Below are 25,385 nucleotides of genomic sequence, written 5' to 3'. Positions count from 1 at the left end.
TGCATCCCTGCCGCGCCACGGGTGTCGGTGGTGTCCATGGGTTGGTCTGTGGCGGTCTCCGCCGCCTGCGGCCGGTGGCGGGGCGTGGTGACGTCACCCGTTTGGCCGTCTATTCCGTCATGTGCATGACGGCAACAGCATGAAGCAAACGCGATGACAGGCCCGTCTAAATGCGCTTCATCCCGCGTCACGGGAGGACGCAAGCAGACGCAGGGAAAGAGCAGGCGCAGGACAGGCAGACTGGCGCCTGGCTGGCACGGCCGGAAGTCGCGAGGTGACGGCGTTCGGCGCGGCGGTGGCGTTGCACGCGATCATCCGGGCGGGCCATCGGGCGCAGCGGGAAACTGAAGCGGGCGTAAGCGTCGATCCTCGTACGCACGGAGCGGCCCGCCCGGCGGACCGCTTCCGGGGGGCGGTCAGTGCTTGAGACTGTCCGGCACCTTGCCGCCGTTTTCGGCAAGCTTCTTCATCACCGCCTTGTGCAGGGCAATGTTCTCCTCCGCGCTGCCGTCGGCGCCCACGTGCACGTTGAGCTCGTTGGCCAACTCCTTGCGCGCGGCAAGGCTGGAGTCCATGTCCAGCAGCTTGAGCAGGTCGACAATGGATTGCCTCCAGTTGCCCGCGTTGTCCTTGGACGCTGCCATCTTGGTCAGCACGGCTTCCACGTCGACCGGCTGCTGGGGTGTGGGCGCCGGGGCGGGAGCAGGGGCGGGCGCTTGCGCCGGCGCCGTGGCATGGCCCGCCGTCGGCGCAACGGTCGGCGAGGACGAGGGGGCCGGCGATGAAGCGTGGTGGAAGATCTTGTTGAGGATGGTGCCGAAGATGCTCACGGGGTGTCCTTCAGTCGGGTGGAGGTTCAGAGCAGGCCGCCGAGCTGGGAAACGAGGCCACCGATGCCTCCCTGCGCGTGCGCGTTCGAGGTGGCCTTCGCGGCGAGGCTGGCGAACTGGGGAAGCAGTTTCTTGAGCGTGTCGACGTTGATGCCGGTCTGCGTGCTGGCTTCCTGCGCGAGCGACCGGCTTGCATCCTTGGAACCGAGGACCGCGCCCAGCACGTCGTTGCCGTGGGCCTGTGCCTCGTCGCTGCCGGGTGGCGCCTCGGCCGGCGGCCCGGCGGGCAGGGAGCCGGCCTGCGCATGCTTCATGAGCCCGCCGGCCAGGGCTGGCAGCAGCGCCTGGGCGGCGCGTTCCACCATCGCCGGCGAGAGGTCGAAGCGTGCGGCGATTTTTTCCAGCGCCGGCGTGCCGACGTACTGCATGACAAGATCGATGAGCGACATGGCGGCGCCTCCTCGCAGTGGTGGACGCCGGCGGGCCGACGTGGGCGGACGAGGGTCGCGCGCCGGGGCTGAAATGGCCGTGAGGGGCGCGTCACATGCGGGCCATGCCGCAGGCGTCTTCTTGATAGAGTCCGCGAGCATCCGGCGCCGCGCTCGTGGCGGCCCGGCCAGACCACGAGGGGATCGGATGGATGCCAGCAAACACCATGGTCGCCGGCCCGGCATGGGCAAGGGCCGCCTGGAAGCCTTCAGCGACGGCGTGATCGCGATCATCATCACCATCATGGTGCTGGAGTTGAAGGTTCCGCACGGCAGCTCGCCCGCGGCGCTGGCGCCGCTGCTGCCGGTGCTGCTGAGCTACGTGCTGAGCTTCGTCTACGTGGGCATCTACTGGAACAACCACCATCACATGCTGGCGGTCTCCGGGCGCGTGTCCGGCGGCGCGCTGTGGGCGAACCTGCATCTGCTGTTCTGGCTGTCGCTGTTTCCCTTCGCCACCGCCTGGATGGGCGAGAACCACTTCGCCGCCGCGCCCACCGCCGCCTACGGCGTGGTACTGCTGATGGCGGCAATCGCGTACTGGCTGCTGCAGCGGACGCTCATCCGCGTGCAGGGCGCCGGTTCGGTGCTGCTGCGTGCGATCGGCAGCGACTGGAAGGGCAAGCTTTCCCCGGTGCTCTACGCGCTCGGCATCGTTTCCACCCTGTGGGCAGCGTGGGTCGCGCAGGCGCTTTATACGGCGGTGGCCGTGATGTGGCTGGTGCCCGACCGGCGGATCGAGGGCGTCGTCGGCGACGACGAAAGCGCCTAGCCGATGGCCGCGCCCGCTTGCCGCATAATCGCGCCGCTGGGGATGAATGGCGCGATGGTCGCGTCGTAAGCCACGCAGGCCCGCCAGGGCCACAGGGGAACCAATGAACCGTCATTTCATCAAGACGCTGGTCGTCAGCGTGGGCCTGATGGCCAGCCAGGCCGGCCATGCGGGCGTCTACACCGACGACCTCGGGCGCTGCCTCGTGGCGCACACCTCCGAGCAGGATCGCATCCAGCTCGTGCGCTGGATCTTTCTGGTGGCCGCGCTGCATCCGGCGGTCAGCGACATCTCGCAGGTCAGCAGCGCCGAGCGCGACAAGGCCGACCGCGGCATGGCCGACCTGCTGGTCCGCCTGATGACCGACAGCTGCGGCAAGCAGACCCACGATGCCGTGCAGTACGAAGGCCCGCAGGCGATCGAAACCAGCTTCGGCACGCTGGGACAGGTGGCGATGCGCGGCTTGATGTCCGATCCGCACGTGACGGCCGGCTTTGCCGGCTTCAGCAAGTACCTGGACAACGACAAGCTCAAGGCCGTGATGGCGCCGGGCAAGTAATCCGCGCCAGTGTCCCGGACGCCGGCAGGCGGGCGCCCGGGACGCCGGGGCTTCTTGCTACAGTCGGGCGCTGGGGAGGCGCCGGCGGTGGCCCTCCCGATCCACGGGAGCCCGGATGAGCACCACTACCCACGAACCGCGCGGCCGCCTGCCGCGGCAGATCGGCTACATCATCGGCAACGAGGGTTGCGAACGCTTCTCCTTCTACGGGATGCGCAACATCCTCACGCCCTTCCTGATCAGCAGCCTGCTGGCCTACATGCCCGAGGCCGAGCGCACGCTCGCGGCCAAGGATGTGTTCCACAGTTTCGTCATCGGCGTGTATTTCTTCCCGCTGCTGGGCGGCTGGATCGCCGACCGCTTCTTCGGCAAGTACCACACGGTGCTGTGGATGAGCCTGGTCTATTGCCTGGGCCACGCCTGCCTGGCGATGTTCGAGGACCACCGCGTTGGCTTCTTCATCGGGCTGGGCCTGATCGCGCTGGGCGCGGGTGGTATCAAGCCGCTGGTGGCGTCGTTCGTGGGCGACCAGTTCGACCAGTCGAACAAGCATCTGGCCAAGGTGGTATTCGACGCCTTCTACTGGATCATCAACTTCGGCTCGTTCTTCGCCTCGCTGCTGATGCCGATCTTCCTGCGCCAGTTCGGCGCGGCGGTGGCGTTCGGCATCCCCGGCGCGTTGATGTTCGTCGCCACGGTGGTGTTCTGGCTGGGACGCCGCCAGTACGTGATGGTGCCGCCCGCGCCGCCGGACCGGGATGCCTTCTCGCAGGTGGTGCGCACGGCGCTGCTCAGCCGGCGGCCGGGGCAGGCACGGCCCGGTTTGTGGGTGGCGAGTGCCGGCGTGGCCGCGGCGCTGGCCTCCTTTGCGTTGATCCCGGGGCTGGGTTTCGTCATTGCCGCCTGCATCGCGCTGGTCGCGGCGATCGCGGGCATCGGCGGCGGCGCCTGGATGCAGATGGACCGCGCCCGCGGCGCACACCCGGACGCGGCGGTGGACGGCGCGCGCAACGTGCTGCGCGTGCTGGTGATCTTCGCGCTGACCACGCCGTTCTTCTCGCTGTTCGACCAGAAGGCGTCGACCTGGGTGGTGCAGGGCGGGCGCATGAGCATGCCCGACTGGTTCCACCCGGCGCAGATGCAGGCGCTGAACCCGATGCTGGTGATGCTGCTGATCCCGTTCAACAACCTGGTGCTCTACCCGCTGCTGCGGCGATGGGGATATGCGCCGACCGCACTGCGCCGGATGACCGCGGGCATCGCCTTCAGCGGACTGGCGTGGATCGTGGTGGGCGGATTGCAGCTGGCGATCGATGGCGGCGATGCACTGTCGATCGTGTGGCAGGTCTTGCCTTATGCCTTGCTCACCTTCGGCGAAGTGCTGGTTTCCGCGACCGGGCTGGAGTTTGCCTACAGCCAGGCGCCGGCGTCGATGAAAGGCGTGGTGATGAGTTTCTGGAACCTCACCACCACCATCGGCAACCTGTGGGTGCTGCTGGCGAACGCGGCCGTGCGCAATGACGCGGTGACCGATTCGATTGCGCGCACCGGAATGAGCACGGTGGCGTTCCAGATGTTCTTCTTTGCCGCGTTCGCGCTGCTGGCGGCGCTGGCGTTCGGCCTGTACGCGCGCAGCTATCGGGAGCGGGACTACTACCGGGCGGGCTGACCGCGTTCCCTCTGTAGGAGCCCGCTTGCGGGCGACGCTCTTCTTCCGTCCGGAGAAGGAGCATCGCCCGCAAGCGGGCTCCTACAAGGTTATTGGCCGACGGCGACGACGGGCCGGAACCCGCCGAAGATCATCCGCTTGCCGTCGAACGGCATCGGGGTCTTTTCCGGGCTCAGGCGCGGGTCGTTCATGATCTTTTCCATGCCGGCATCGCGCGTGGCCTTGTCGGGCCATTCGATCCAGGAGAACACCACCACTTCCTCCGACGTCGCCTGCACGGCGCGACGGAAGTCGGTGACCTTGCCCTCGGGTACGTCGTCGCCCCAGCACTCGACCACGCGCGTGGCACCGTATTCGAGGAAGTAGGGATCGAGCGTGCGGGCGTGCTCGATGAACTTTTCCCGGTTGGCTGTGGGTACGGCGATCACGAAACCGTCGATGTAGGACATGGCATGGGCTCCTCTGGCGGGGTTGCCTCTTGTAGACGATCGAGGGTGTGGAAAATCGACACGGGGGCGCACAGGGCAGTTCGAGGCGAGCCCCGGCCCCTCACCCCAGCCCTCTCCCCGGAGGGGAGAGGGAGCTTGTTGCGCGCCTCTGCCCCGGGCGAGGCAGCTTGTTGCGCGCTTCTGCCCCGGGTTGAGGGGCTCGTCACGCGCCTCTGCTCCCTCTCCCCTCCGGGGAGAGGGCTGGGGTGAGGGGCCAAGGCTTGCGGGGAGAGGCGGCTATGCCGGGTGTCCCGCTCCAAATCACCCGCAAAGCTCGACCCACAATGGCGCGTGGTCGCTGCCAGGGCGCATGGCGGGGTCGTCCTCGATACCGGCGCCGGCGAGGCGCGGCAGCAGCCCCTCGCCCAGCAGCGCGAAATCCACCCGCGCCGCATCCAGCCAATGCCGGCTGCGCGGATGGAACCAGGTGTACGCGCGTGCGTCCGGGTGCAGCTGGCGGAAGGCATCGATGAGTCGCAGCCCGGCGATGAACTCCTCGTTGAAGCGATGCCGCGCGGTCGCGTGCGGCTCCTCCGTGCGCAGGCGTGGCGTGGTGTCCTGGCGCGTGCGGGAGACATTCCAGTCGCCGATCAGCACCAGAGCCATGCCGCCGGCCTGCAGCACCCGCATCTCCTCGCCCAGGCGCTCGATGAAGCGTTGCTTGAACTGGTGGCGGTCGCCGTGCGGAGCGTCGCGCTCGGCGTCCCAGTGCGGGCGGCCGGTGCCGTTGACCGCGTAGACGTTGGCGATCGCCATGCCCAGCGCGGGCACGCACGTGACGATCACCCGCCCCTCGGTGTCCCAGGGAAAACGCAGGGGCGTAGCCTCGAACCCGTCACGTAGCCAGGTCGCCACGCCATAGGCACGACCGCCCCGGAACCGGCCGTTGTGCGGATCGCGGTTGAGCGAGGCGTGGCAGGTGAAGCCGGGCAGGGCGGACTGCATCCGTGCGACCAGTGGCTGGTCCTGCGGCCGGATGCGCACCTCCTGCAGGCAGAGCACGTCGGGCGAGCCCAGCCGGGCATGCAGGTCCGGCAAGCCGGAGGAGCCCTCCGCCAGCCAGGGGGCGAGGTTTTCGGCGTTCCAGGAAACGATGCGCATCGGCTGCCGGGGATGGGCGGACTCAGGCGGCCGCGTGCTGTCTCCACAGGTTCTCCCAGCCCAGGCCGCGGAAGCAGGGGCCGTGGGTGGCCTCGGAGAACTTGATGTCGTTGTAGCGTGCGTTCCATTCCATCAGCCGCGGCTGGTCGTCCTCGTCGATGCACAGGTCCCAGCCCAGGCACGGCATGTGCGGGCAACCCTGGTGCAGCGAGCGGCACAGTTGCGTGGCCGTGGCGAAGTGCGGGATGACCCGGCCGCCGAAGCGCAGGCCGGTGTCCGGGTGCGCGTCGATGGTGCGCCAGTCGTGCAGGAAGCCGGTTTCGTCCAGCGCGCCGCTGGCCGGGTCGACCGCCACGCGCACGTGGCTGCGGCTGCGCACGATGTCGTCATCGACGCGGCCCAGGCGCAGGTAGGCGGCCTTCACCGCGATGCTGCCGTCGAGCTCGCGGGCGGTGGTGATGCGCAACGTGGCGGTGGCGCTCGGGCTCAGCGCGGCGAAGAAGCCGTGCTGGCGGATCGGCGCCTGGAAGACGCCGTCGGGCAGTGGCAGATGGCCCTCCGCGGGGAAGTCCTCGCGCGTCATGAAGGTCACGCTGCGGCCCTGGTAGGAGTTGTCGGCCTTGAACACGGCGCGGTCGTCGCGCGCGAAGAGGATGTCGGTCAGTTCGCGCTGCGACACCGGGCGGTAGTCGCGCGCGTAGTAGAGGCCGTCGATGACGTAGGCGAGGTCCGGCAGCGCCTCGGTGTTGAGGATGCGGTTGGTGAAGGACTTGATCAGCGCGACCTTGGCCACCTCGCCGCTCTTGTGCGGATCGACCACTAGCCCGTAGTAATTGTCGGGAATCCAGCCTTCGCGGAAGCTGCCGCTCACCGCAGCGTAGACGTGCAGCCAGGGCGCGTAGCGGGCGCTGCCCAGCACCTCCCGCGCGTACTCGTCTGCCTGCCGCACGGCCGAGCGGTCGGTGGGCCCGCGCTGGCTTTCCACCGCGCGCAGCACCGCTTGCGCCTGCTGGTTGTAGTGCGCCTGGCGCTGCGTCTGCTGCAGCTCGGTGTACAGGCGCCTGGCGGCGGCCAGGCTGGTTTTCTTCAGTGACTTGGGGAACAGGGACATCGGCGTTCGGTTCCTCGGCGGGGAACAACGAAAGGCGCTGCAGCAGAGGCCACAGCGGTGTCGGTAAGGGAAGTGGCCGTGTCCGGCCCGAGCGCTCGGGGCAGGCGGCAGATGCTTGCTGGTGACGCGCCAGGCCGCGGCGTGGATGGCTTCCTCGATCGTCAGGCTGGGCCCGGTTGGGTTCCAGGGTTCTTGGCTGCCCTTGCGTGCGGGAAGGGCCTGCGCGTGATACCGGGCGCGAGTTCAAGGCGTTGTGAATGGGCAGTGCTGGGCGACCCGGGGGCGCACAGGGTGCGCTCCTACAGGGGAGGGCGGTCGCGTGCAGGAGCGCACCCTGCGCGCAACCGCCATGCCTGTCGTGTCGTCAGCCAGCCTCGGCGCGGCGCGGCAGTTTCCAGTCCGGCCGCACGAAGTGGCAGGTATAGCCAGTGGGGTAATGCTGCAGATAGTCCTGGTGCTCCGGCTCGGCCTCCCAGAAATCGCCCGCCGGCTCGATCTCGGTCACCGCCTTGCCCGGCCACAGGCCCGAGGCGTTGACGTCGGCCAGGGTCTCCTCGGCCACGCGCTCCTGCTCCTCGGTGGTGTAGTAGATCGCCGAGCGGTAGCTGGTGCCGCGGTCGTTGCCCTGGCGGTTGGGCGTGGTGGGGTCGTGGATCTGGAAGAAGAACTCCAGCAGGCGGCGGAAGCTGATCTTCTGCGGGTCGAACAGGATCTCCACCGCCTCGGCGTGGCTGCCGTGGTTGCGGTAGGTGGCGTTGGCCACGTCGCCGCCGGCATAGCCCACGCGGGTGGAAATCACGCCCGGCTGGTGGCGCAGCAGTTCCTGCATGCCCCAGAAGCATCCGCCGGCGAGGACGGCGCGTTCGGTGCTCATCGGTGGGCCTCCTTTGTCGTGTCGAACAGCTTGCGGTAGTCGCCATACCCCTCGCGCTCGAGCGCGTCGAGCGGGACGAAACGCAGCGAGGCGGAGTTGATGCAATAGCGCAGGCCGCCGGTTTCGCGCGGGCCATCCGGGAAGACGTGGCCCAGGTGGCTGTCGCCGTGGCTGGAGCGCACCTCGGTGCGGATCATGCCGTGGCTCATGTCGCGCTTCTCCAGCACGTGGTCCGGCTCGACCGGGCGGCTGAAGCTCGGCCAGCCGCAGTGGCCGTCAAACTTGTCCAGCGAGGTGAACAGCGGCTCGCCCGAAACCACGTCGACGTAGAGGCCAGGCTCGTGGTGATCGTTGAAGGCGTTGTCGAACGGCCGCTCGGTGCCGTTCTGCTGGGTCACGCGGAACTGCTCGGGGGTGAGGCGGGCGAGCGCCTCGGGCGTCTTGCTGTAGGTCGGCATAGCTACCTCGTGTGGATGCAACCGGCAAAGGGCGCGGCTGGGCTCGGTCGTGCGGGCATCCCAAGGACATAGGGCCTCGTGGCCGCGTTCCAAGCGATGGTTCAGGGGCGCTCCCAGGCCGCGATCGGCCCGGGCGCGATGACGAACAGCGGGTGGCACGCGGGCGCCTCGCCCCGCCAGCGTTCGGCCAGCGCGGGATGGCGCACGGCCAGCTTGCGCAGCAGGTGCTCCCACTCGTAGGCCAGCTGTCCGGACGTCGCCTCAATGCCAACCACGGCCTGGATCGCGCCGAGCTTGCTGCGGTCGAAGGCATAGCCGCGCGCGCTGGCTTCCTCCTGCACGGCGGCGAGATAGGCGTCGATCGCCAGCTCCGGCGCCGTGTGGCCGCGAAAGCGCGCCAGTTGCGGGTGCTGCCGGTAACCGCGCGTCTCGCCGCGCAGCACGGCGCGCGCCAACAGGCCCTCGCGCCACAGTGCGAGCAGGCCCTGGCGGTCCAGGTGCTTGGGGTGGAGGGTCCAGAGGCGCATGTGAACACTATTGGACGAAACCGGTGGCATGATGTGCCGCCCCCGACCTGCGCACCAGGTAAGGGGACATACGATGCTTCGCCAACCCCCCGGTTCCGGTTACGCATGCCCTCGGGCCGACGCACCCACCACCGCCAGCGCGGTTACGGACGGAGCGAGCCCATGCAAGCGCAACCTTCTCCCGATGCCATCCTGCAGACCGGCCTGGCGTTCTGGGCTTCCAAGACCCTGCTGAGCGCGATCGAGCTCGGCGTGTTCACCCAGCTCGCGCGCGGGCCGACCGATCTGGTGGGACTGCGCGACGCGCTGGGCCTGCACCCGCGCTCGGCGCGCGACTTCTTCGACGCACTGGTTGCGCTCGGGTTCCTCGTGCGCACCGATGGCGTGTACGCGAATACCGCCGAGACCGACCTGTTCCTCGATCGCGCCAAGCCGTCGTACGTGGGCGGCATCCTGGAGATGGCCAACACCCGCCTGTATCCGTTCTGGCGCGGCCTGACCCTGGCGCTGCGCACCGGCCTGCCGCAGAACGAGGTCGCGCACGGCGGCCCCAACCTGTTCGACACGCTGTATGCCGATCCCGCCCGGCTGGAACAGTTCCTGGCCGCCATGACCGGCATCAGCCGCGGCGCAAACCTGGCGATCGCCCGGCAGTTCCCGTGGAAGGACCATCGAAGTTTCGTGGACGTCGGCACCGCGCAGGGCGACCTCGCCGCGCAGATCGCGCTCGCCAACCCGCATCTGCGCGGGACCGGCTTCGACCTGCCGGGGGTACGTCCGATCTTCGAGAACTACATCCGCGCAATCGGCGTCGACGACCGCGTGGCGTTCGCCCAGGGCAGCTTCTTCGACCAGGAGTTGCCAAAGGCGGATGTCGTGCTGATGGGCCACATCCTGCACGACTGGGACCTGCCGACCAAACGCATGCTGATCGGCAAGGCCTACGACGCGTTGCCCGAGGGCGGCGCACTGGTGGTGTACGAGTCGATCATCGACGACGAGCGCAGGGAAAACGCGTTCGGCCTGCTGATGAGCCTCAACATGCTGATCGAGACGCCCGGCGGGTTCGACTACACCGGGGCCGACTGCGCGGGGTGGATGGAAGAGGCGGGCTTTCGCCAGACGCGCGTCGAACATCTGGTGGGGCCTGACTCGATGGTGGTGGGAATACGGTAGCTGTGGCGCGACGATCCGGGCGGAAACTCCAGGGCTGGTGCGATCTCGCACCCGGCAAGCTCGCCGTCGCTTGGTTCATGGTCTGGGCGGGAGTCAGACCCAACCCACACGTTTGCGCCAAGCCAGCTCTTCGGCTTCGCGGGTGGCTGGATCCCCTCGAACCGGCGATGGATTCTTGCCGGCCCGAGCAACGATTTCCGTGAGAGGTGGCAGGCCCAGCGCTTGCCGCCGCGCTTCGATGTTCTCGGGGTCTTCCATGGGAAACGGCTCGGGGCCGTGGTCACCATCGCGAAACTGTGTCCCATATCGCTGGGGCAGACCCTCCAATACCCTGATCCGATCGTCCATGTATGCGTGCTGCCAGGCATGCGCGTCATGGTTTGCGCTTGCCTGGCATAGCAGATCGCGGCATTGACGCATGAAAGCCGGTTCGCCGATCGAGTGCTGTGCAATGCGCCAGGCCGCCTGGGCGCCGCGCTCTCCGACCAGCGAGAATCCAGGCCATCCGTGATCCGCGATGATCGCCCGAAGCCGAGCGGCATTGGCGCGATGGACCGCTTCCATCCGCGAATGGTAGCCATCGAACAAGGAACCATCCGCCGCGAGCTCTGCCCGGATCCGTTGGTCGTGATCGTCGAGGTCGATCAGCTGCTTCTCCAGCGCTTTGTCCACGATGGGTTCCTTCGCAGTGAACGGTCAGCGCGGCTTTTCCGTCGCGCCTTGTTTGTAGACCACCCCGTCCTTCATTACGAACGACACGTGCCGTAACACGCCGATGTCGCCGGTGGGATTCCCTTCCACGGCGATGATGTCGGCTTCCAGTCCTGGCTTGAGCTGCCCGAGCCGGTCCTGCTGCCGCAGGATCTTCGCGTCGACCGCGGTGGCGGCAAGCAGCGCCTGCGCCGGGCGCATGCCGTCGCGGACCATCCACTCCAGCTCCTTGTAGTTCTGGCCGTGGGTGAACACGCCCACGTCGCTGCCGTTGCCGATGGTGACGCCGGCGTCCAGCGCCAGCTTGAAGGCACGGGCCGATTGCTGCATGTCGGCATCCAGCGGCTGGCCGGGCTTCCAGCCGCGGAAGTATTGGGCGTAGGCCGCTTCGGCTTCCAGCGTGGGCAGGTAGGCCACGCCATGGTGCTTCATCAGCTCGAACACCTCGCGGGTGCCGCCGTAGCCGTGCTCGATGGTGTCGACGCCGGCCAGCACGGCGCGGCGCATGCCTTCGGCGGTCGTGGCATGGACGGAAACCGGCAGCCCGAGCGAGTGGGCGGTTTCCACGCCGGCCTTCAGTTCTTCCTCGCTGAAGGTGGGGACCGAGCCGTGGCTCTTGCCGCAGTGGTAGTCGGCGTAGATCTTGATCCAGTCGGCACCGTGGCCGGCCTGGTCGCGCACCGCGTCGATCATCTGCGGCACGCCGCTGACCGGGATGCCGCCTTGCGGCAGGTCCAGGTCGCTGCGGAAGCCGGACGGGCCGGGGCCATAGCAGTGCGCGGCGATGGTCGCGCGGGTGGCAACGAACAGATGCGGGCCGGGAATCAAGCCCTGGTCGATGGCGTGCTGGACGTCCACGTCGGCGTAGCCGGCGCCTTCGGTGCCCAGGTCGCGCAGCGTGGTGAAGCCGGCCATCAGGGTGTCGTGTGCGTGCTGCACGGCTTCGATGGTGCGGTAGGGCAGCGTCTCCTTGAGCACCTGGTCGTTCCACAGGGTCTCGTTGTACGGGTGCAGGAAGATGTGCGAGTGCGCGTCGATCAGTCCGGGCAGCAAGGTGGTGCCGGGCAGGTCGATGGTTTGCGTGCCGGGCGGCAGCTGCACCTGTGATGCCGGACCGACCGCCGCGATCCTGTCCCCCTGGACCAGCACGACCCAGCCGGCGTGTGCCTGCTCGCTGCGGGCGTCGAACACGCGGTCAGCCTTGAGCAGCCAGGGATGGTCGGCAAGCTTGGGCGTTGCGGCGCTGGCGGCGCCTGCGAGAAGGAGACCGCCGAGCAGCGCGGCAAGGGAGCGGTGGAGGCGCAGCGATGGCATGGGCGTGTTCCTTTCCCGTGGAAGCAGGCCGACTGTTGTATCACCGACCCGGCTGCTTCCGCAGGGGTATCGAAACGCCCTTGGCAGGAACTGCCTGGGAGCCACCACGATCCGGGGCGCGGGCAAGGGGCTTCTGCACGGGGGCCGGGCACGCGCACCCTTGTGGGATGCCGGGCGATGGCACACGCATCCATGGAGCGGGCGGATGTTCCGGCGTGGCGAGGCTACCGGCGAGCGCGCGCCGGTAGTGCCCGGCGATGCCTCATTCGGGCGCGCTGACCTTGAGCTTCTGCCCGATGCGGATCGCGTTGCCGCGCAGGTGGTTCCAGCGCTTCAGCTGCGCGACCTGCACGTGATAGCGGTGGGCGAGGTCGAACAGCGTGTCGCCGCGATGGACCACGTGGACAGCCGGCGGGTCCGCCGTTTCGGCCGTGGGCGTGGCCGGGATGTGCTCCGCCTTGCGGGTGGCGGGGGCATGGTCGTCGCCCAGATCCGGAAGTGCCGGCGTGGCGCTCACGCTTGCGACCCGTTCGCTGGGATCAGCGACCGCCTGCGCCAGCAGCGTCGTACGCAGCTGTTCGGCATGCCGGCGGGGCAACAGCACGCGACCGCCGTGGCGGGTGTCGATGACGCCGTCGCGGTAGCCGGCGTTGATGACGGTCAACGACTCCAGCGGCAGGCCCGCGTGGCGGGCCACGGTTTTCAGGGAAAGGCGCCGGTTCACTTCGACGGCAACCAGCTGCTGGTCGGTATCGAGCGTGGGCAGGGTGACGTGGAACCGGTCCGGCTGCTGGACCACGCAGGCGATCGCCATCAGCTTGACCAGGTGCGCGCGGGTGCTCGCGCGCACCGGCAGTGTGGGCACCGCGGGCTCGGCCGCCGGTGCGCCTTCACGGTTGACCAGGCGGTCGATGCCGTAACGACCGGCATTGTAGGCATAGTCGGCCAGGCGCCAGTCCTGGAAGTAGTCGTGGTAGTGGCTGAGCAGCGTCATCACCTTGTCGGTCGATTCGGTCAGATCGAGCCGTGCGTCGTAGCTGCGTTCGACGCTCAGGCCCATGTGGCGCGCCGTGCCGGGCATGATCTGCCACATGCCGGCAGCACGCTTCTTCTGCGGCGCCACCGGGTTGAAGTGGCTCTCCACCCATGGCAGCAGCGCGAACTCGCCCGGCACCCCGTGGCGCATGGCGCTCGCCTCGACGTACACCAGCCGGGGCAGGATCCGCTGCATCTGCGCCTCGAAGTGCCTGGGCGAGCGGGTGTAGCGGCGGGCCCAGGTGTCGATCGCCGGATCGGCGGCGCAATCGGTCATCGCGAAGCTGTCGCGCAGGCGTTCCCAGACGTTGGTGGTGGTCACCGGCACTTGCGGCGCACCGGGTGCGGCGCGCACCTCGGGCACCTGGGTCGTGGGTGCTTCCACGCGGGGCGGGGCGGCCTGGGGCACCGGCGCGGTGGCGCAGGCGGCGAGCAGCAGCGGCAGGAGGAGCGGCAGGGGGCGCAGTATGTGTTTCATCCTTGGAAGGCGTCCTTTGCGGCGCGCAACGCGGCGAAGCGTTCGACCCGACTGCCACCGGCGTGGCGCCGGCTGGCCCAGTCGGTCAGCGGCTCGCTGTCGATGCGCAGGAAGGGATTGCAGGCCAGCTCGCTGGCCAGCGGCACGGGAAGGGTGGGGCGGCCGTGCGCGCGTGCCTCGGCGGCCTCGTCGCAACGGGCAGCCAGCGAGGAATTGGCCGGGTCGACCTCACGGGCGAAGCGGCCGTTGGCCTGGGTGTACTCGTGCCCGCAGCAGACCTTCAGGTCGCCCGGCAGCGCGGCCAGCCGTTCGAGCGAGGCGAGCATCTGCGCCGGCGTGCCTTCGAACAGGCGTCCGCAGCCGAGGCTGAACAGGGTATCGCCGCAGAACAGCAGGCCTTCGCCGGCGTAGGCGATGTGGCTGCGGGTGTGGCCAGGGACTTCGATGACCTCGAAGCGCACCTGCGGAAGGTCCAGCGTGACCACATCGCCATGGCCGAGGCGGCAGTCGACCCCGCTGATGCGTTCGTCGCGGGGACCGTAGACGGTCGCGCCGTGGCGCTCGCGCAAAGCGGCGGCACCGGCGATGTGATCGCCGTGATGGTGAGTCAGCAGGATCGCCCGCAACTGCAGCGCTCGCCCGGACAGGACGGCCTCGACAGGGCCGGCGTCGCCCGGGTCGACCACGAGCGCCCGGCCGCCATCGTCGTGCAGCAACCAGATGTAATTGTCGGCAAGCGCCGGTAACGGTACGACGTGCAAGGAAGTCTCCGCAGTCTTCGTATCGACTGGCGCAGGCATCCGGCTTGCGCGAACCGGCCGACTATAAGTGGCGTACCCCGGTGGCTCGTTAGTGAGCCGTTAAATGTGTGACCTGTGTTCAGGCAGGCGGCCGGTTCCGCGACCTGTGACGCGCTTGCGACCGCCAGCGGCTACACTTCGCTTTTGCGGCAAAACGGGCGCGACAATGGCCGAGCGCGATCAAGATATCTACGACAGCAAGCCGATGCGCGGCCTGCTTGCCGCAGAAGCGCAGGCGCTCGCCCCCGAGCTGCAACGCTGTGCTGGCGCGTATGCGCTGCAGGTATCGGCGATCGCGCGGGCCAGGCCGCCAGCCTTGCCGATGCTCGACCGCTGGGTCCATCTGCATCTGGACGGCAACCAGGGAACCGGCGACCTGCGCACGCGCCTGGACGAGCCGCTGCCCTTCATGGACGACGCCTTCGGCCTGGTGCTGCTCAGCCATGCCGTGGAAGTGGCGTCCGATCCGCCGTTCCTGTTGCGCGAGGCGGCCCGCGTGCTTGCTCCGGGCGGGATGCTCGCGCTCACCGGCATGCATCCGGCCAGCGGCTGGCTGCCTTGGCTGCTCTGGCGCGGCCAGCGCGGAGTGAACCTGGAGTCCCCGCTGCGCATCGGCCACTGGCTGCGCGGGGCCGAACTCAATGTCGAGCGTGTGCAACGCGTCGGCCCGATGTGGCCGAGCTCGGCCGGAGTGCCTCATCACGGCGGGCCGCTCGGCGGCGGCTATCTGTTGATCGCACGCAAGCGCCGCCTGGCCGCCGCGCCGATCCGCCTGCGCCCGCGGGCGATTGCCGCGGCGCCGGTCGCCGGCCTGGCGCCGGGTGCGCGCCGCAGCGCCGCTGCCTGATTTTTCTTCGCGAGGAATGATGACTGAAGTCGAAGCGTTTACCGACGGCGCGTGCCTGGGTAACCCCGGGCCGGGCGGATGGGCTGCCCTGCTGCGCGCCAAGGGCGTCGAGCGTGTGCTTTCCGGCGGCGAAGCGGACACCACCAACAACCGCATGGAACTGATGGCCGCGATCGGCGCGCTGGAAGCGCTCACGCGCCCATGCAAGGTCGTGCTTACCACCGACTCGCGCTACGTGATGCAGGGCATCGAGCAGTGGCTGCCGAAGTGGGTCGCCAACGGCTGGCGCACGTCCGACAAGAAGCCGGTTAAGAACCAGGATCTGTGGGAGCGGTTGGCAGCGGCCAAGGCGCCGCATCAGGTACGCTGGGCGTGGGTGCGCGGCCACACGGGCCACGTGGAAAACGAACGCGTCGACACCGCCGCGCGCGAGCAGGCCGAGCGCCACAGGGGCAGGGCATGAGACAGATCGTTCTGGATACCGAGACCACGGGCCTGGAAGTGCGCCAGGGTCACCGGTTGATCGAAATCGCCTGCGTGGAGCTCATCGAACGCCGCCCCACCGGCCGGCACTGGCAGACCTACCTCAACCCCGAGCGTGCGATCGACGAGGGCGCGCGGCAGGTCACCGGCATCGAGGACGAGTTCCTGCTGGACAAGCCGCGCTTTGCCGAGGTCGTGCACGAGTTCCTCGAGTTCATCGGCGACGCCGAGCTGATCATCCACAACGCGAGCTTCGACGTCGGCTTCCTCGATGCGGAGCTCGCGCGCGTGGGCGCACACCTGGGCTGCATTGCCGACCGTTGCCGCGTGATCGACACGCTGGTGATGGCGCGCGAGCGCTACCCCGGCCAGCGCAACAGCCTGGATGCATTGTGCAAGCGCCTGGGCGTGGACAACTCCGCGCGCGATCTGCACGGCGGCCTGATCGACGCCCAGCTGCTGGCCGACGTCTACCTGTACATGACCTCCGGTCAGGTCGCGCTGGACCTGGCCTTCGAAGGCGCCAACGAGGAAGCCGGTGCAGCCGTGCTTACGCCGGTCACGCTGCTGCGCCGTCCGCGCGTGCTGCGTGCGGACGCGAGCGAAATCGCCGCGCACGAAACCCGGCTGGATGCGCTGGACAAGGCCGCCCAGGGCGGCAGCGTTTGGCGTCGACTGGAACAACCCGAACCGGCGCTGTCCGAAGCCTGATCGTCGCCGAATGCGCCGCTTTATGTAGGAGCGCCCTTGGGCGCGACCGCGACGTTTCGGTGTGGCTGGCGGTCGCGCCCAAGGGCGCTCCTACATGGGCGCGTGTCCGGATGCGTTGAACCGTTCGGCTTTTGAGGGCCGTGGTGCGCGCGACGCTCACTTCCTCGGCTTGCAGGAAACGAGAACGCGCAGGCGCTAGCTGACGCGCGCCAAAATCACCGTGATGTTGTCGTCCGCGCTGCCGTCCAGCGCGGCCAGGAGCAGGTGATCGACGCATTCCTGCGCAGCCAGGTCGGTACGCCCGACAATGCGGGCGATGGCGGCGTCCGACAGGCTCTCTGTCAGGCCGTCGCTGCACAACACGAAGCGGCTGCCTGGTTCGGCAGAGCCCCTTGCCATGCCGATATGCAGTTGCTCGATCGAGGTTACGCCCAGCGCCTGCGTAAGCACGTTGCGCTGCGGATGCCGGTCGGCCAGTGCCGGATCGAGCTGACCGGCGGCCACCAGTTCCTGCACCAGCGAATGGTCGTGGCTGACCTGGCGCAGCGCGCCGCCCTGCCAAAGGTAGATGCGGCTGTCGCCGACCCAGGCCACCTCGTAGCGGTCGCCAGTCAGGCGCAGCGCAGCCACCGTCGTGCCCATCGGGAACTGGTCCGCCGTGGCGCTGGAATGCCGGAACAGATGCTCGCCCGCACCGCGCACCGCTTCCACCAAACCACGCCCGCGCATGACCTGCTCCACGATGGCGTCGCGCACGAGCGCCGAGGCGACCTCGCCGTGCTGGTGCCCGCCCATGCCATCGGCGACGAGGAACAGGCCCTGTGCCGGATCGGCGTAATAGGTGTCCTCGTTGCGCGTACGGCGCAGGCCAACGTGGGTGCCGTGTCCGAACTCGATCATGGGGTGCCTGAAGGTGCGAGCGCCACGCAGCATGCCACGGCGCCGGGCTGCGCAAAAGAAAGGCGAAAAACAAAACGCCCCACGAGGGGGCGTTTGTCTCAACTGGCGGAGAGGGTGGGATTCGAACCCACGGTACGCTTACACGTACGCCTGATTTCGAGTCAGGTACATTCGACCACTCTGCCACCTCTCCAAAAGGGTCGCGGGTCGACGCGAGCCGGCGATTTTACGTGGAGCCGGGAGTCCTGACAAGCGCTCCCGGCACGCCCGCTCCGACCTCAACCGGCCTTCTTCTTGGCCAGCCGCAGCCAGGTGTCGACCACCGTGTCGGGGTTCAGCGAGACCGATTCGATGCCCTGGTCCATCAGCCATTCGGCCAGGTCCGGATGGTCGCTCGGGCCCTGGCCGCAGATGCCGACGTATTTGCCCTTCTCGCGGGCGGTCTTGATGGCCATGGCGAGCAGCTTCTTGACCGCCGGGTCGCGCTCATCGAACAGGCTGGCGACGATGCCGGAGTCGCGGTCCAGACCCAGCGTGAGCTGGGTGAGGTCGTTGGAGCCGATCGAGAAACCGTCGAAAATCTGGAGGAATTCCTCGGCGAGCAGGGCGTTGGACGGGACCTCGCACATCATGATGACCTTGAGGTCGTCCTGGCCCTTCTTGAGGCCGTTCTTCTCCAGGACCTCGATCACTTTGCGGCCTTCGCCCAAGGTGCGTACGAACGGGATCATCACCCACACATTGGTGAGGCCCATGGTCTCGCGCACCTTCTTGACCGCTTTGCACTCCAGCGCGAAGGATTCGGCGAAACCCGGATCGACGTAGCGGCTGGCGCCGCGGTAGCCGATCATCGGGTTTTCTTCGTGCGGCTCGTAGCGCGAGCCGCCGATCAGGCCGGCGTATTCGTTCGACTTGAAGTCGGACAGACGCACGATCACCGGCTTGGGGTACACCGACGCGGCGATGGTGGCGATGCCTTCGGCCAGCCGGTCGACGTAGAAGGACACCGGATCGGCGTAGCCCGCCATGCGCTCGTCGATTTTCGCCTTGGTCTCGGCGTCCTGGCGGTTGTATTCGAGCAGCGCCTTCGGATGCACGCCGATGTGGCTGGCGATGATCATCTCCAGGCGGGCCAGGCCGATGCCGGCGTTGGGCAGCATGCCGAAGTCGAACGCGCGCTCCGGGTTGGCGACGTTCATCATGATCTTGAGCGGCGCTTCGGGCATGGCGCCCAGGTCTGCAGTGATGCGGTCGAAGGCGAGCTTGCCCTCGTAGATCATGCCGGTGTCGCCCTCGGCGCAGGACACGGTCACTTCCGCGCCATCCGGGATCAGTTGCAGCGCGTTGCCGGTGCCGACCACCGCCGGCACGCCCAACTCGCGGGCGATGATCGCCGCGTGGCAGGTGCGGCCGCCGCGGTTCGTCACGATGGCGGCGGCGCGCTTCATGATCGGCTCCCAGTCGGGGTCGGTCATGTCGGCGACCAGTACGTCGCCGTTCTGGAACTCATGCATCTGGCTGATCGACTTGACCACGCGGGCCTTGCCCGAGCCGATCTTCTGGCCGATGGCGCGGCCCTCGGCCAGCACCTTGCCCTTTTCGTTGAGCTGGAACCGTTCGAGCTGCGTGGCGTGGGCGCGCGACTTCACCGTCTCCGGGCGCGCCTGCACGATGTAGAGCTTGCCGGTGTTGCCGTCCTTCGCCCACTCGATGTCCATCGGGCGGCCGTAGTGCTGCTCGATGACGAGAGCCTGCTTGGCCAGTTCCTGCACGTCCTCGTCGGAGATGCAGAACTTGTTGCGCAGCTCGGCGGGTGTCTCCTCGATGCGCACGCGCTCGCCCGGCTGGTCCGAATAGACCATCCGCTGCTGCTTGGCGCCGAGGCTGCGGCGGAGCAGGGCGGGCTTGCCGGCTTTCAGCGTCGGCTTGAAGACGTAGAACTCGTCAGGGTTCACTGCGCCCTGCACGACCATCTCGCCCAGGCCGTAGGAACCGGTGACGAACACCACGTCGCGGAAGCCCGACTCGGTGTCCAGCGTGAACAGCACGCCGGAGGCGCCGATGTCCGAACGCACCATCAGCTGCACGCCGGCGGAGAGGAACACGTCCTCGTGCTTGAAGCCCTGGTGCACGCGGTAGGCGATCGCGCGGTCGTTGTAGAGCGAGGCGAAGACTTCCTTGACCTTGTGCAGCACGTCGTCGATGCCGACCACGTTGAGGAAGGTTTCCTGCTGGCCGGCGAAGCTGGCGTCGGGCAGGTCCTCGGCGGTGGCCGAGGAGCGCACGGCAACGGCGATGTTCTCCGCGCCGGCGTCCTTGCACAGCTTGGCGTATGCGTCGCGGATCGCCTGGTCCAGATCCTGCGGCAGCGGCGTTTCGGTGACCCAGCTGCGGATCTCCTTGCCGGCGGCGGTCAGCGCCTCGACGTCTTCCACGTCCAGGCCATCGAGCCGGGCGCGGATGCGCTTGGCGACGCCGCTCTTGTCCAGGTATTGCTGGAACGCCTCGGCCGTGGTGGCGAAGCCGCCGGGTACCGATACGCCGAGCTTGGCGAGGTTGCCGATCATCTCGCCGAGCGAGGCGTTCTTGCCGCCGACCTTGCCCAGGTCGGTCATGCGCAGGTTGTCCAGCCAAAGCACCAGGTCGTTCAAGGGAATCTCCTTAAGGAAAGCTTGGGTAATACGTGCTGCGCAGGCCGGGCATTTCGGGCCGCAAAGGACTGGTATTGTCCGCTGTCGATGGTGCATGGCACAAGAAGACCATTTGTTCACGATCCCGCGCCAACTGCATACCAGTCAGCGCGGAGTCAAGCGGGGACAGGCTTTGGCGCTTGCGCTAAGGTGCCAGGCCTGGCCGCGAGGACAAATGGATGGCAGTCATGCAACGTACGGTTTTCTTCATCTCCGACTCCACTGGTATTACGGCGGAGACGATCGGCAACTCCATCCTCGCGCAGTTCGAGGGTATCCAGTTCGACAAGCATCGCCTGCCGTTCGTGGACGATTCGCATAAGGCCGAGGCCGCTGCGCTGCGGATCAAGACGCGTTACGCGCAGACCGGCGAGCGTCCGATCGTGGTCAACACCATGGCCGATCGAGGCCTGTGCGAGATCGTGGCGGCGAGCGGCGCGCTGATGCTGGACGTGTTCGCGCCGTTCATCGGGCCGCTGGAAGAAGAGCTGGGGACCAAGCGCTCAGGCGCAGTCAACCGTTCCCACGGCCTGGTCGATTTCGACAAGTACGAGGCACGCATCAACGCCACCAACTATGCACTGGCGCACGATGACGGTGTGGACGTGGACTACGAGCAGGCCGACCTGATCCTTATCGGCGTGTCGCGGTCGGGCAAGACGCCCACCTGCCTGTACATGGCCTTGCATTACGGCGTGAAAGCCGCCAACTACCCCCTGACCGACGACGACCTGGACAAGCTGGAACTCCCCAAGCGGCTCAGGCCGTACAAGGATCGCCTGTTCGGCCTCACCATCGACCCGCAGCGGCTGGCGCAGATCCGTGAACAACGCCGGCCGGGTAGCCGCTATGCCACCGTGCAGCAGTGCCGCTGGGAGTTGGAACAGGCTGATCGGCTGATGCGCCAGGCGGGCATTTCCTCGCTCAACACCACCCACGTTTCGATCGAGGAGATCGCCAGCAAGATCTTCGAGCGCTTCGGTATCGAGCGCACCATGTTTTGAGGTATATCCAAGCTTGATGAGTGCCGTACTGGACAACCGCTCCGCCTTGCTCCCGGGACGCTTCGAGTTCCTGATGGGGCTTTACGCGGAGAACTATCACCGCCTGGCGCACTTGTTCGCGCCGCAGACGCTGGCGCCTGGACGTTACCGCTCCAGCGTGGACGACGGTCTGGACGTGCACATGCATGTGCAGGAGCGTCATCCCTATACGCTGGAGCTGGAGCTGACCTACGGCTTCGTGGATGCGCACACCGGGCATCCGACGCCATCGGCGCAGTTGCGCATGTACACCGACGCGCATGTGGCCGAAGCGTTGCACTGCCATCCGGGTCGGCATCTGTGGCAGGTGCTGGGACCGTTCCCGGAAGCGCACACGGTGCTGCAGCATCGGTTGCGGATGAACGGGTTTCTGTCGCGCTGGCTGGAGTACCTGGCCGAACAAGGGCATTCCGCCGGAACGCTCGAGCGAATTGAAACGGACGGTTGACCGAGTCCTATTCAAGGGCGAAGCCCTTGCGAAGAGGGCGGGCATGGATGCCGGTTTTGCTGTTGCGCTCAGGGACGAGCGCACAAATAAAGCCCAACAAAAAACCCGCACTTGGCGGGTTTCTCATTAGTGGCGGAGCGGACGGGACTCGAACCCGCGACCTCCGGCGTGACAGGCCAGCATTCTAACCGACTGAACTACCGCTCCACTTCTCTTGCGCTTCCAACGGGGCCTATCCGACCTTTTTCCAGTTGACCAGGACGCCCATGGTAGGTGTCAGGTTTAGACTGGCGTCCCCACGGGGATTCGAACCCCGGTCGCCACCGTGAAAGGGTGATGTCCTAGGCCTCTAGACGATGGGGACGGATTAGGTTGGTGGAGCCAGGCGGGATCGAACCGCCGACCTCCTGCATGCCATGCAGGCGCTCTCCCAGCTGAGCTATGGCCCCGCCGCTGGAAGCCCGAAAGAATAGGCAGGGTTCGCGATTCCGTCAAGCTTTTTTTAGAAAAATTTTGCGCGTGTCCGTCACGCGCGCGACGCCGCATCGACACCTTCATCTTGTGACGTAAGCTGGACGGCCATACGCGCCGGAGCATGCATGCACGAGATCGGTTTCATCCGCGACCTGGCGATGGTGATGATCGTGGCGGGCGCCACCACCGTGTTGTTCCAGCGCCTGCGCCAGCCCGTGCTGCTGGGCTACATCCTGGCCGGTGTACTGATCGGCCCGCACACGCCTGGCGTGCTGGTGGGCGACCCGCGCGCGATCGATGACATCTCCAATCTTGGCGTCGTGCTGCTGATGTTCACGCTGGGCCTGGAGTTCAGCGTGCGCAAGCTGCGCGAGGTCGGCATGGGTGTGCTGATGGTCGCGGTGATCGAGGTCGGCCTGATGTTCTGGGTCGGCACGGGCCTGGGCGAGGCGCTCGGCTGGAACCGGATGGACGCGCTGTTCCTGGGCGCGCTGATCTCCCTGTCTTCGACCATGGTCGCCACGCGCACCCTGGCCGAGGGCGGCTTGCGGCACCTGCCGTTTGCCCAGCGGGTGGTCGGCATCCTGGTGGCCGAGGATGTGCTGGCGATCGTGATTCTCACGGTGCTCAGTGCGGTGGCGATCGGCGGAGCCATGGAGGCCGGGACGGCACTGACCGTGGTGGGACAGGTCGGGCTGTTCGTGGTCGCGGGGATGATCCTGGGTTTGTTGCTGTTGCCGCGACTCATCGATTACGTCGCCGGTTTCGGCCGCGACGAAACGCTGCTGGTGAGTGCGCTTGGCGTGTGTTTCGGTGCCAGCCTATTCGCCGCGTGGTTGGGCTTCAGCGTGGCACTGGGCGCGTTCCTGGCCGGTGCGGTGATCGCCGAGGCGCGCAATGCGCACCGCGTGATGCGGCTGGTCGAGCCGCTTCGCGACATGTTCGCGGCTTTGTTCTTCGTGGCTATCGGTCTGAAGATCGATCCGGCGCTGCTGTGGCAGTACGTGTTGCCCGCGCTCGGGATCGCCATCGTGGTGATGGTCGGCAAGACCCTGGCGGTCGGTATGGGCATGGTTGCGGTGGGACAGGAGGTTCGCTCCTCGATCCGCACGGGCCTGAGCATGGCGCAGATCGGCGAATTCTCGTTCGTGATTGCCGCCCTGGGTGCCTCGCTCGGGGTCATCAGCGACTTCATCTACCCGATCGCCGTGGCGGTGTCGGTGGTGTGCATGGCCGCGTCGCCGTATCTGGTGGGGCGCGCCGACGGCATTGTCGACGGCATGCGGCGTGTCACGCCCGGTCCGCTGCGGTTGCTGCTGACCAGTTACGCGAACTGGCTGGGCAGCCTGCGGCCGGTCGAGCAGAACGCGATGATCGCCGCCATGCTGCGCCGACTGCTCTGGCATATCGGGATCAATGTGGTGCTGGTGGTGACGCTCTTCGTGATCGGCGCTTATGTCAATGCGCACAACTGGGCGTGGTTCTCGACGTTCGGCGTAGGGCGCGAGACGCGGCATTCGTTGATCTTCGCCGCGGCCTTGTTCCTGTCGCTGCCGATGCTGATCGCCATCTACCGCAAGGCCGAAGCGCTGGGCATGCTGCTGGCGGAGCTGGGTATCCGCGAGCAGTTCGCCGGCGGCTACACGCATGCCATCCGCAGCCTGCTGGCGCGGCTCATTCCGCTGGGCACGTTGCTGGCGCTCGGGTTGCTGGTGAGCGTGCTCGGGTCGGCCATCCTGCCTCCGCGTGGCGTGGCGATCGTGCTGCTGGTGGCCGGGGTGCTGTTGTCGGCGGTGCTGTGGCGTGCGCTGGTGAAGATGCACGCCAGGCTGCAGGCGGCCCTGCGCGACACCCTGGAGCGGCCGTCGCCGGACGAGTGAAGGGAACCTTTCCAAACCATGACGGTCGACAGCCGGTGTCGTTGCCAAGACCGCTCGACGCGCCTCACAATGCCCCGCCTGCCTCCATCGGGGAGGCCCGGCCGCATTGCCGGCATATCCAAACACGAGGGAGTTTCTTCAATGAAGCATTTTCTGCGTCCCACGCTGACGGCGGCCACCCTGGCCGTTGCGCTGGGCATGACCGCGGGGGTCCACGCCCAGTCCGCCAAGTCGGGCGCTACGGTCGACAAGACCAAGGCCAGCTATGTGGTCGGTTGGGATCTGGCCGGCCAGCTGCCGCCGCTGGTGCGCGAGGAAGTCGACCCGGCGACGGTCGCCCGCGCCGTGCAGTCGGCGCTGTCGGGCCAGAAGCCGACCATGAGCGAAGCCGAGGCCAAGAGCGTGCGCGACGCTTTCGTCGCAAAGCTGCAGGCCAAGGCCAAGGCGCAGTACGAGAAGGTCGCCTCCGAGAACAAGTCCAAGGGTGAAGCCTTCCTCGCCAAGAACAAGACCGCCCCGGGCGTGAAGACCACCGCGTCGGGCCTGCAGTACAAGGTGATCAGCGAAGGCACTGGCGCGCGTCCGGGCCCGAACGACACCGTGCAGGTGAACTATGTGGGTACCTTCGTCGATGGCGAGAAGTTCGATGCGTCGGGCGACCACGACAAGGGGCCGGCTTCGATTCCGCTGCAGGGCGTGATCCCGGGTTTCCGCGAGGGTCTCGAGCTGATGAAGACCGGCGCGCACTACATGCTCTACATCCCGTCGAACCTGGCCTACGGCGCGCAGCCGCAGAACGGCTTCCCGCCGAACGCCACGATTATTTTCGACGTGACCCTGGTGAAGACCGGCCCGACCCCGGCCGGTGGTCAGGACCAGGCGGGCAAGTAAGTCCCCGTCGCACGGACAGGCAAGGGCGCGGAGCGATCCGCGCCCTTTCTTTTTGCGATCGCCATGGGTGGCGCCTGTTAGAATCCGCGATCGTTTTGTTCTGGAGCGTTTGCCCGGATGATGAATGTCACCCTGTTCGGCACCGGCTACGTGGGCCTGGTCACCGGCACCTGCCTGGCGGAGATGGGCAACCGCGTGCTTTGCGTGGACGTGGACGCGGGCAAGGTCGCGCGGCTGAAGAGCGGCGAAGTGCCGATCTACGAGCCGGGCCTCTCGCCGATGGTCAAGCGCAACCACGAGAGCGGCCGGCTGGATTTCACCACCGAGGCTGAGCCTGCGGTACACCACGGCGACGTGATCTTCATCGCCGTGGGCACGCCGCCGGACGAGGACGGCAGCGCCGACCTGCGCTATGTGCTGGAAGTGGCGCGCAGCATTGGCCAGCACCTGGACCGTTACGCGGTGGTGGTCAACAAGTCGACCGTGCCGGTGGGCACGGTCGACAAGGTGCGCGCGACCATCGCCCAGGCGCTGGCCGAGCGTGGCGCGGTGATTCCGTTCGACGTGGTCTCCAACCCCGAGTTCCTGAAGGAAGGCGACGCGGTCGAGGACTGCCTGCGTCCGGAC

General features: G+C 67.5%; 25 protein-coding genes, 4 tRNA genes and 1 pseudogene. 12 read left to right on the top strand and 18 right to left on the bottom strand.

The annotated features are described in order from the left end of the window. Positions 1-416: 416 nt before the first annotated feature. Complete coding sequence (locus ACFWZ3_RS15345) at positions 417-830, bottom strand: DUF3597 domain-containing protein (protein ID WP_439708550.1); 414 nt, start codon at positions 828-830, stop codon at positions 417-419. 26 nt (positions 831-856) lie between these two features. Then, the gene (locus ACFWZ3_RS15340; protein WP_439708549.1) at positions 857-1,279 is read right to left on the bottom strand and encodes a DUF937 domain-containing protein; all 423 of its coding nucleotides are present in this window, start codon (positions 1,277-1,279) and stop codon (positions 857-859) included. Positions 1,280-1,466: 187 nt separating this feature from the next. Between ACFWZ3_RS15340 and ACFWZ3_RS15335 the strand changes: the two genes are divergently transcribed. The 3 genes from ACFWZ3_RS15335 to ACFWZ3_RS15325 all read left to right on the top strand — a co-directional run bounded on the left by ACFWZ3_RS15335 (position 1,467) and on the right by ACFWZ3_RS15325 (position 4,318). Continuing rightward, positions 1,467-2,090: a TMEM175 family protein gene (locus tag ACFWZ3_RS15335; RefSeq protein ID WP_439708548.1), complete on the top strand. Its 624-nt coding sequence runs from the start codon at positions 1,467-1,469 to the stop codon at positions 2,088-2,090. A 103-nt stretch (positions 2,091-2,193) separates the two neighbouring features. Continuing rightward, positions 2,194-2,649 carry a hypothetical protein gene (locus tag ACFWZ3_RS15330; protein ID WP_439708547.1) on the top strand — a complete coding sequence of 152 codons (456 nt, stop codon included), beginning with the start codon at positions 2,194-2,196 and terminating at the stop codon, positions 2,647-2,649. A gap of 115 nt (positions 2,650-2,764) precedes the next feature. Continuing rightward, positions 2,765-4,318 (top strand): POT-type proton-dependent oligopeptide transporter, encoded by a 1,554-nt coding sequence (locus tag ACFWZ3_RS15325; RefSeq protein ID WP_439708546.1) that lies wholly within the window; start codon positions 2,765-2,767, stop codon positions 4,316-4,318. A gap of 89 nt (positions 4,319-4,407) precedes the next feature. Here ACFWZ3_RS15325 and ACFWZ3_RS15320 read toward each other — a convergent pair whose 3' ends face one another. The 6 genes from ACFWZ3_RS15320 to ACFWZ3_RS15295 form a co-directional block, all read right to left on the bottom strand. Next, positions 4,408-4,767, bottom strand: a complete 360-nt coding sequence (locus tag ACFWZ3_RS15320) for a DUF1428 domain-containing protein (protein ID WP_439708545.1) — start codon at positions 4,765-4,767, stop codon at positions 4,408-4,410. 300 nt (positions 4,768-5,067) lie between these two features. Continuing rightward, positions 5,068-5,907, bottom strand: coding sequence for an exodeoxyribonuclease III (locus ACFWZ3_RS15315; RefSeq protein WP_439708544.1), 840 nt, complete (start codon positions 5,905-5,907; stop codon positions 5,068-5,070). Positions 5,908-5,929: 22 nt separating this feature from the next. Then, positions 5,930-7,018 (bottom strand): sugar-transfer associated ATP-grasp domain-containing protein, encoded by a 1,089-nt coding sequence (locus ACFWZ3_RS15310; protein WP_439708543.1) that lies wholly within the window; start codon positions 7,016-7,018, stop codon positions 5,930-5,932. 364 nt (positions 7,019-7,382) lie between these two features. Continuing rightward, on the bottom strand, positions 7,383-7,892 hold the full coding sequence (msrA, locus tag ACFWZ3_RS15305) for a peptide-methionine (S)-S-oxide reductase MsrA (RefSeq protein WP_439708542.1): 510 nt from the start codon (positions 7,890-7,892) through the stop codon (positions 7,383-7,385). Then, positions 7,889-8,350 carry a peptide-methionine (R)-S-oxide reductase MsrB gene (msrB, locus tag ACFWZ3_RS15300; RefSeq protein WP_439708541.1) on the bottom strand — a complete coding sequence of 154 codons (462 nt, stop codon included), beginning with the start codon at positions 8,348-8,350 and terminating at the stop codon, positions 7,889-7,891. The genes msrA and msrB overlap by 4 nt, the downstream gene beginning before the upstream one ends. A gap of 101 nt (positions 8,351-8,451) precedes the next feature. Further along, the gene (locus ACFWZ3_RS15295; protein ID WP_439708540.1) at positions 8,452-8,877 is read right to left on the bottom strand and encodes a pyrimidine dimer DNA glycosylase/endonuclease V; all 426 of its coding nucleotides are present in this window, start codon (positions 8,875-8,877) and stop codon (positions 8,452-8,454) included. A gap of 162 nt (positions 8,878-9,039) precedes the next feature. Between ACFWZ3_RS15295 and ACFWZ3_RS15290 the strand changes: the two genes are divergently transcribed. Next, positions 9,040-10,053 (top strand): methyltransferase, encoded by a 1,014-nt coding sequence (locus ACFWZ3_RS15290; protein ID WP_439708539.1) that lies wholly within the window; start codon positions 9,040-9,042, stop codon positions 10,051-10,053. A gap of 93 nt (positions 10,054-10,146) precedes the next feature. Here the strand turns inward: ACFWZ3_RS15290 and ACFWZ3_RS15285 are convergent, their stop codons facing one another. From ACFWZ3_RS15285 to gloB, 4 genes are all read right to left on the bottom strand, one after another. Beyond that, a complete protein-coding gene (locus ACFWZ3_RS15285; RefSeq protein WP_439708538.1) occupies positions 10,147-10,725 on the bottom strand; it encodes a DUF6624 domain-containing protein in 579 nt (192 codons plus the stop codon). 24 nt (positions 10,726-10,749) lie between these two features. After that, on the bottom strand, positions 10,750-12,078 hold the full coding sequence (locus ACFWZ3_RS15280; RefSeq protein ID WP_439708537.1) for an amidohydrolase family protein: 1,329 nt from the start codon (positions 12,076-12,078) through the stop codon (positions 10,750-10,752). 262 nt (positions 12,079-12,340) lie between these two features. Continuing rightward, complete coding sequence (locus ACFWZ3_RS15275) at positions 12,341-13,591, bottom strand: transglycosylase SLT domain-containing protein (protein ID WP_439708536.1); 1,251 nt, start codon at positions 13,589-13,591, stop codon at positions 12,341-12,343. Next, positions 13,588-14,352 carry a hydroxyacylglutathione hydrolase gene (gene gloB, locus ACFWZ3_RS15270; protein WP_439708535.1) on the bottom strand — a complete coding sequence of 255 codons (765 nt, stop codon included), beginning with the start codon at positions 14,350-14,352 and terminating at the stop codon, positions 13,588-13,590. Before gloB ends, ACFWZ3_RS15275 begins: the two co-directional genes overlap by 4 nt. Positions 14,353-14,557: 205 nt before the next feature. On the opposite strand from gloB, the gene ACFWZ3_RS15265 reads away from it, so the two are divergent. From ACFWZ3_RS15265 to dnaQ, 3 genes are read left to right on the top strand one after another with little or no spacing between them, the layout of a single operon-like run. After that, entirely contained in the window at positions 14,558-15,238 is a 681-nt protein-coding gene (locus ACFWZ3_RS15265; RefSeq protein WP_439708534.1) for a methyltransferase domain-containing protein, read from the top strand. A gap of 19 nt (positions 15,239-15,257) precedes the next feature. Then, the gene (rnhA, locus tag ACFWZ3_RS15260; RefSeq protein WP_245187829.1) at positions 15,258-15,701 is read left to right on the top strand and encodes a ribonuclease HI; all 444 of its coding nucleotides are present in this window, start codon (positions 15,258-15,260) and stop codon (positions 15,699-15,701) included. After that, the gene (gene dnaQ / locus ACFWZ3_RS15255; RefSeq protein WP_439708533.1) at positions 15,698-16,432 is read left to right on the top strand and encodes a DNA polymerase III subunit epsilon; all 735 of its coding nucleotides are present in this window, start codon (positions 15,698-15,700) and stop codon (positions 16,430-16,432) included. Before rnhA ends, dnaQ begins: the two co-directional genes overlap by 4 nt. Before the next feature lie 195 nt (positions 16,433-16,627). Here the strand turns inward: dnaQ and ACFWZ3_RS15250 are convergent, their stop codons facing one another. From ACFWZ3_RS15250 to ppsA, 3 genes are all read right to left on the bottom strand, one after another. Continuing rightward, positions 16,628-17,332, bottom strand: coding sequence for a PP2C family protein-serine/threonine phosphatase (locus ACFWZ3_RS15250; protein WP_439708532.1), 705 nt, complete (start codon positions 17,330-17,332; stop codon positions 16,628-16,630). A gap of 103 nt (positions 17,333-17,435) precedes the next feature. Beyond that, a tRNA-Ser gene (locus tag ACFWZ3_RS15245) sits at positions 17,436-17,525 on the bottom strand. Between the two features lie 85 nt (positions 17,526-17,610). Next, positions 17,611-19,983 (bottom strand): phosphoenolpyruvate synthase, encoded by a 2,373-nt coding sequence (gene ppsA / locus ACFWZ3_RS15240; RefSeq protein ID WP_439708531.1) that lies wholly within the window; start codon positions 19,981-19,983, stop codon positions 17,611-17,613. Positions 19,984-20,210: 227 nt separating this feature from the next. Between ppsA and ppsR the strand changes: the two genes are divergently transcribed. Both ppsR and ACFWZ3_RS15230 read left to right on the top strand, forming a co-directional pair. Then, positions 20,211-21,026 carry a posphoenolpyruvate synthetase regulatory kinase/phosphorylase PpsR gene (gene ppsR / locus ACFWZ3_RS15235; RefSeq protein WP_439708530.1) on the top strand — a complete coding sequence of 272 codons (816 nt, stop codon included), beginning with the start codon at positions 20,211-20,213 and terminating at the stop codon, positions 21,024-21,026. A 16-nt stretch (positions 21,027-21,042) separates the two neighbouring features. Further along, positions 21,043-21,513, top strand: coding sequence for a DUF1249 domain-containing protein (locus tag ACFWZ3_RS15230; protein WP_439708529.1), 471 nt, complete (start codon positions 21,043-21,045; stop codon positions 21,511-21,513). Positions 21,514-21,643: 130 nt separating this feature from the next. Here the strand turns inward: ACFWZ3_RS15230 and ACFWZ3_RS15225 are convergent. From ACFWZ3_RS15225 to ACFWZ3_RS15215, 3 genes are all read right to left on the bottom strand, one after another. Beyond that, positions 21,644-21,720 (bottom strand) — tRNA-Asp (locus ACFWZ3_RS15225). Between the two features lie 81 nt (positions 21,721-21,801). Further along, positions 21,802-21,877 (bottom strand) — tRNA-Glu (locus tag ACFWZ3_RS15220). Between the two features lie 9 nt (positions 21,878-21,886). Next, positions 21,887-21,962 (bottom strand) — tRNA-Ala (locus ACFWZ3_RS15215). A gap of 150 nt (positions 21,963-22,112) precedes the next feature. Here ACFWZ3_RS15215 and ACFWZ3_RS15210 point away from each other — a divergent pair. From ACFWZ3_RS15210 to ACFWZ3_RS15200, 3 genes and pseudogenes are all read left to right on the top strand, one after another. Next, positions 22,113-23,867, top strand: a complete 1,755-nt coding sequence (locus ACFWZ3_RS15210; RefSeq protein WP_439708528.1) for a cation:proton antiporter — start codon at positions 22,113-22,115, stop codon at positions 23,865-23,867. Between the two features lie 141 nt (positions 23,868-24,008). Further along, positions 24,009-24,758 (top strand): FKBP-type peptidyl-prolyl cis-trans isomerase N-terminal domain-containing protein, encoded by a 750-nt coding sequence (locus ACFWZ3_RS15205; protein WP_439708527.1) that lies wholly within the window; start codon positions 24,009-24,011, stop codon positions 24,756-24,758. Positions 24,759-24,878: 120 nt separating this feature from the next. Further along, a pseudogene (locus tag ACFWZ3_RS15200) lies at positions 24,879-25,385 on the top strand (UDP-glucose 6-dehydrogenase); the annotation flags it as partial.

The sequence above is a fragment of the Frateuria sp. GZRR35 genome (genome assembly GCF_051900415.1).
Lineage (GTDB): Bacteria > Pseudomonadota > Gammaproteobacteria > Xanthomonadales > Rhodanobacteraceae > Frateuria_A.
The sequence above is the reverse complement of the archived record's forward strand: the minus strand, read 5'-3'. Positions and strand labels throughout refer to the sequence as shown.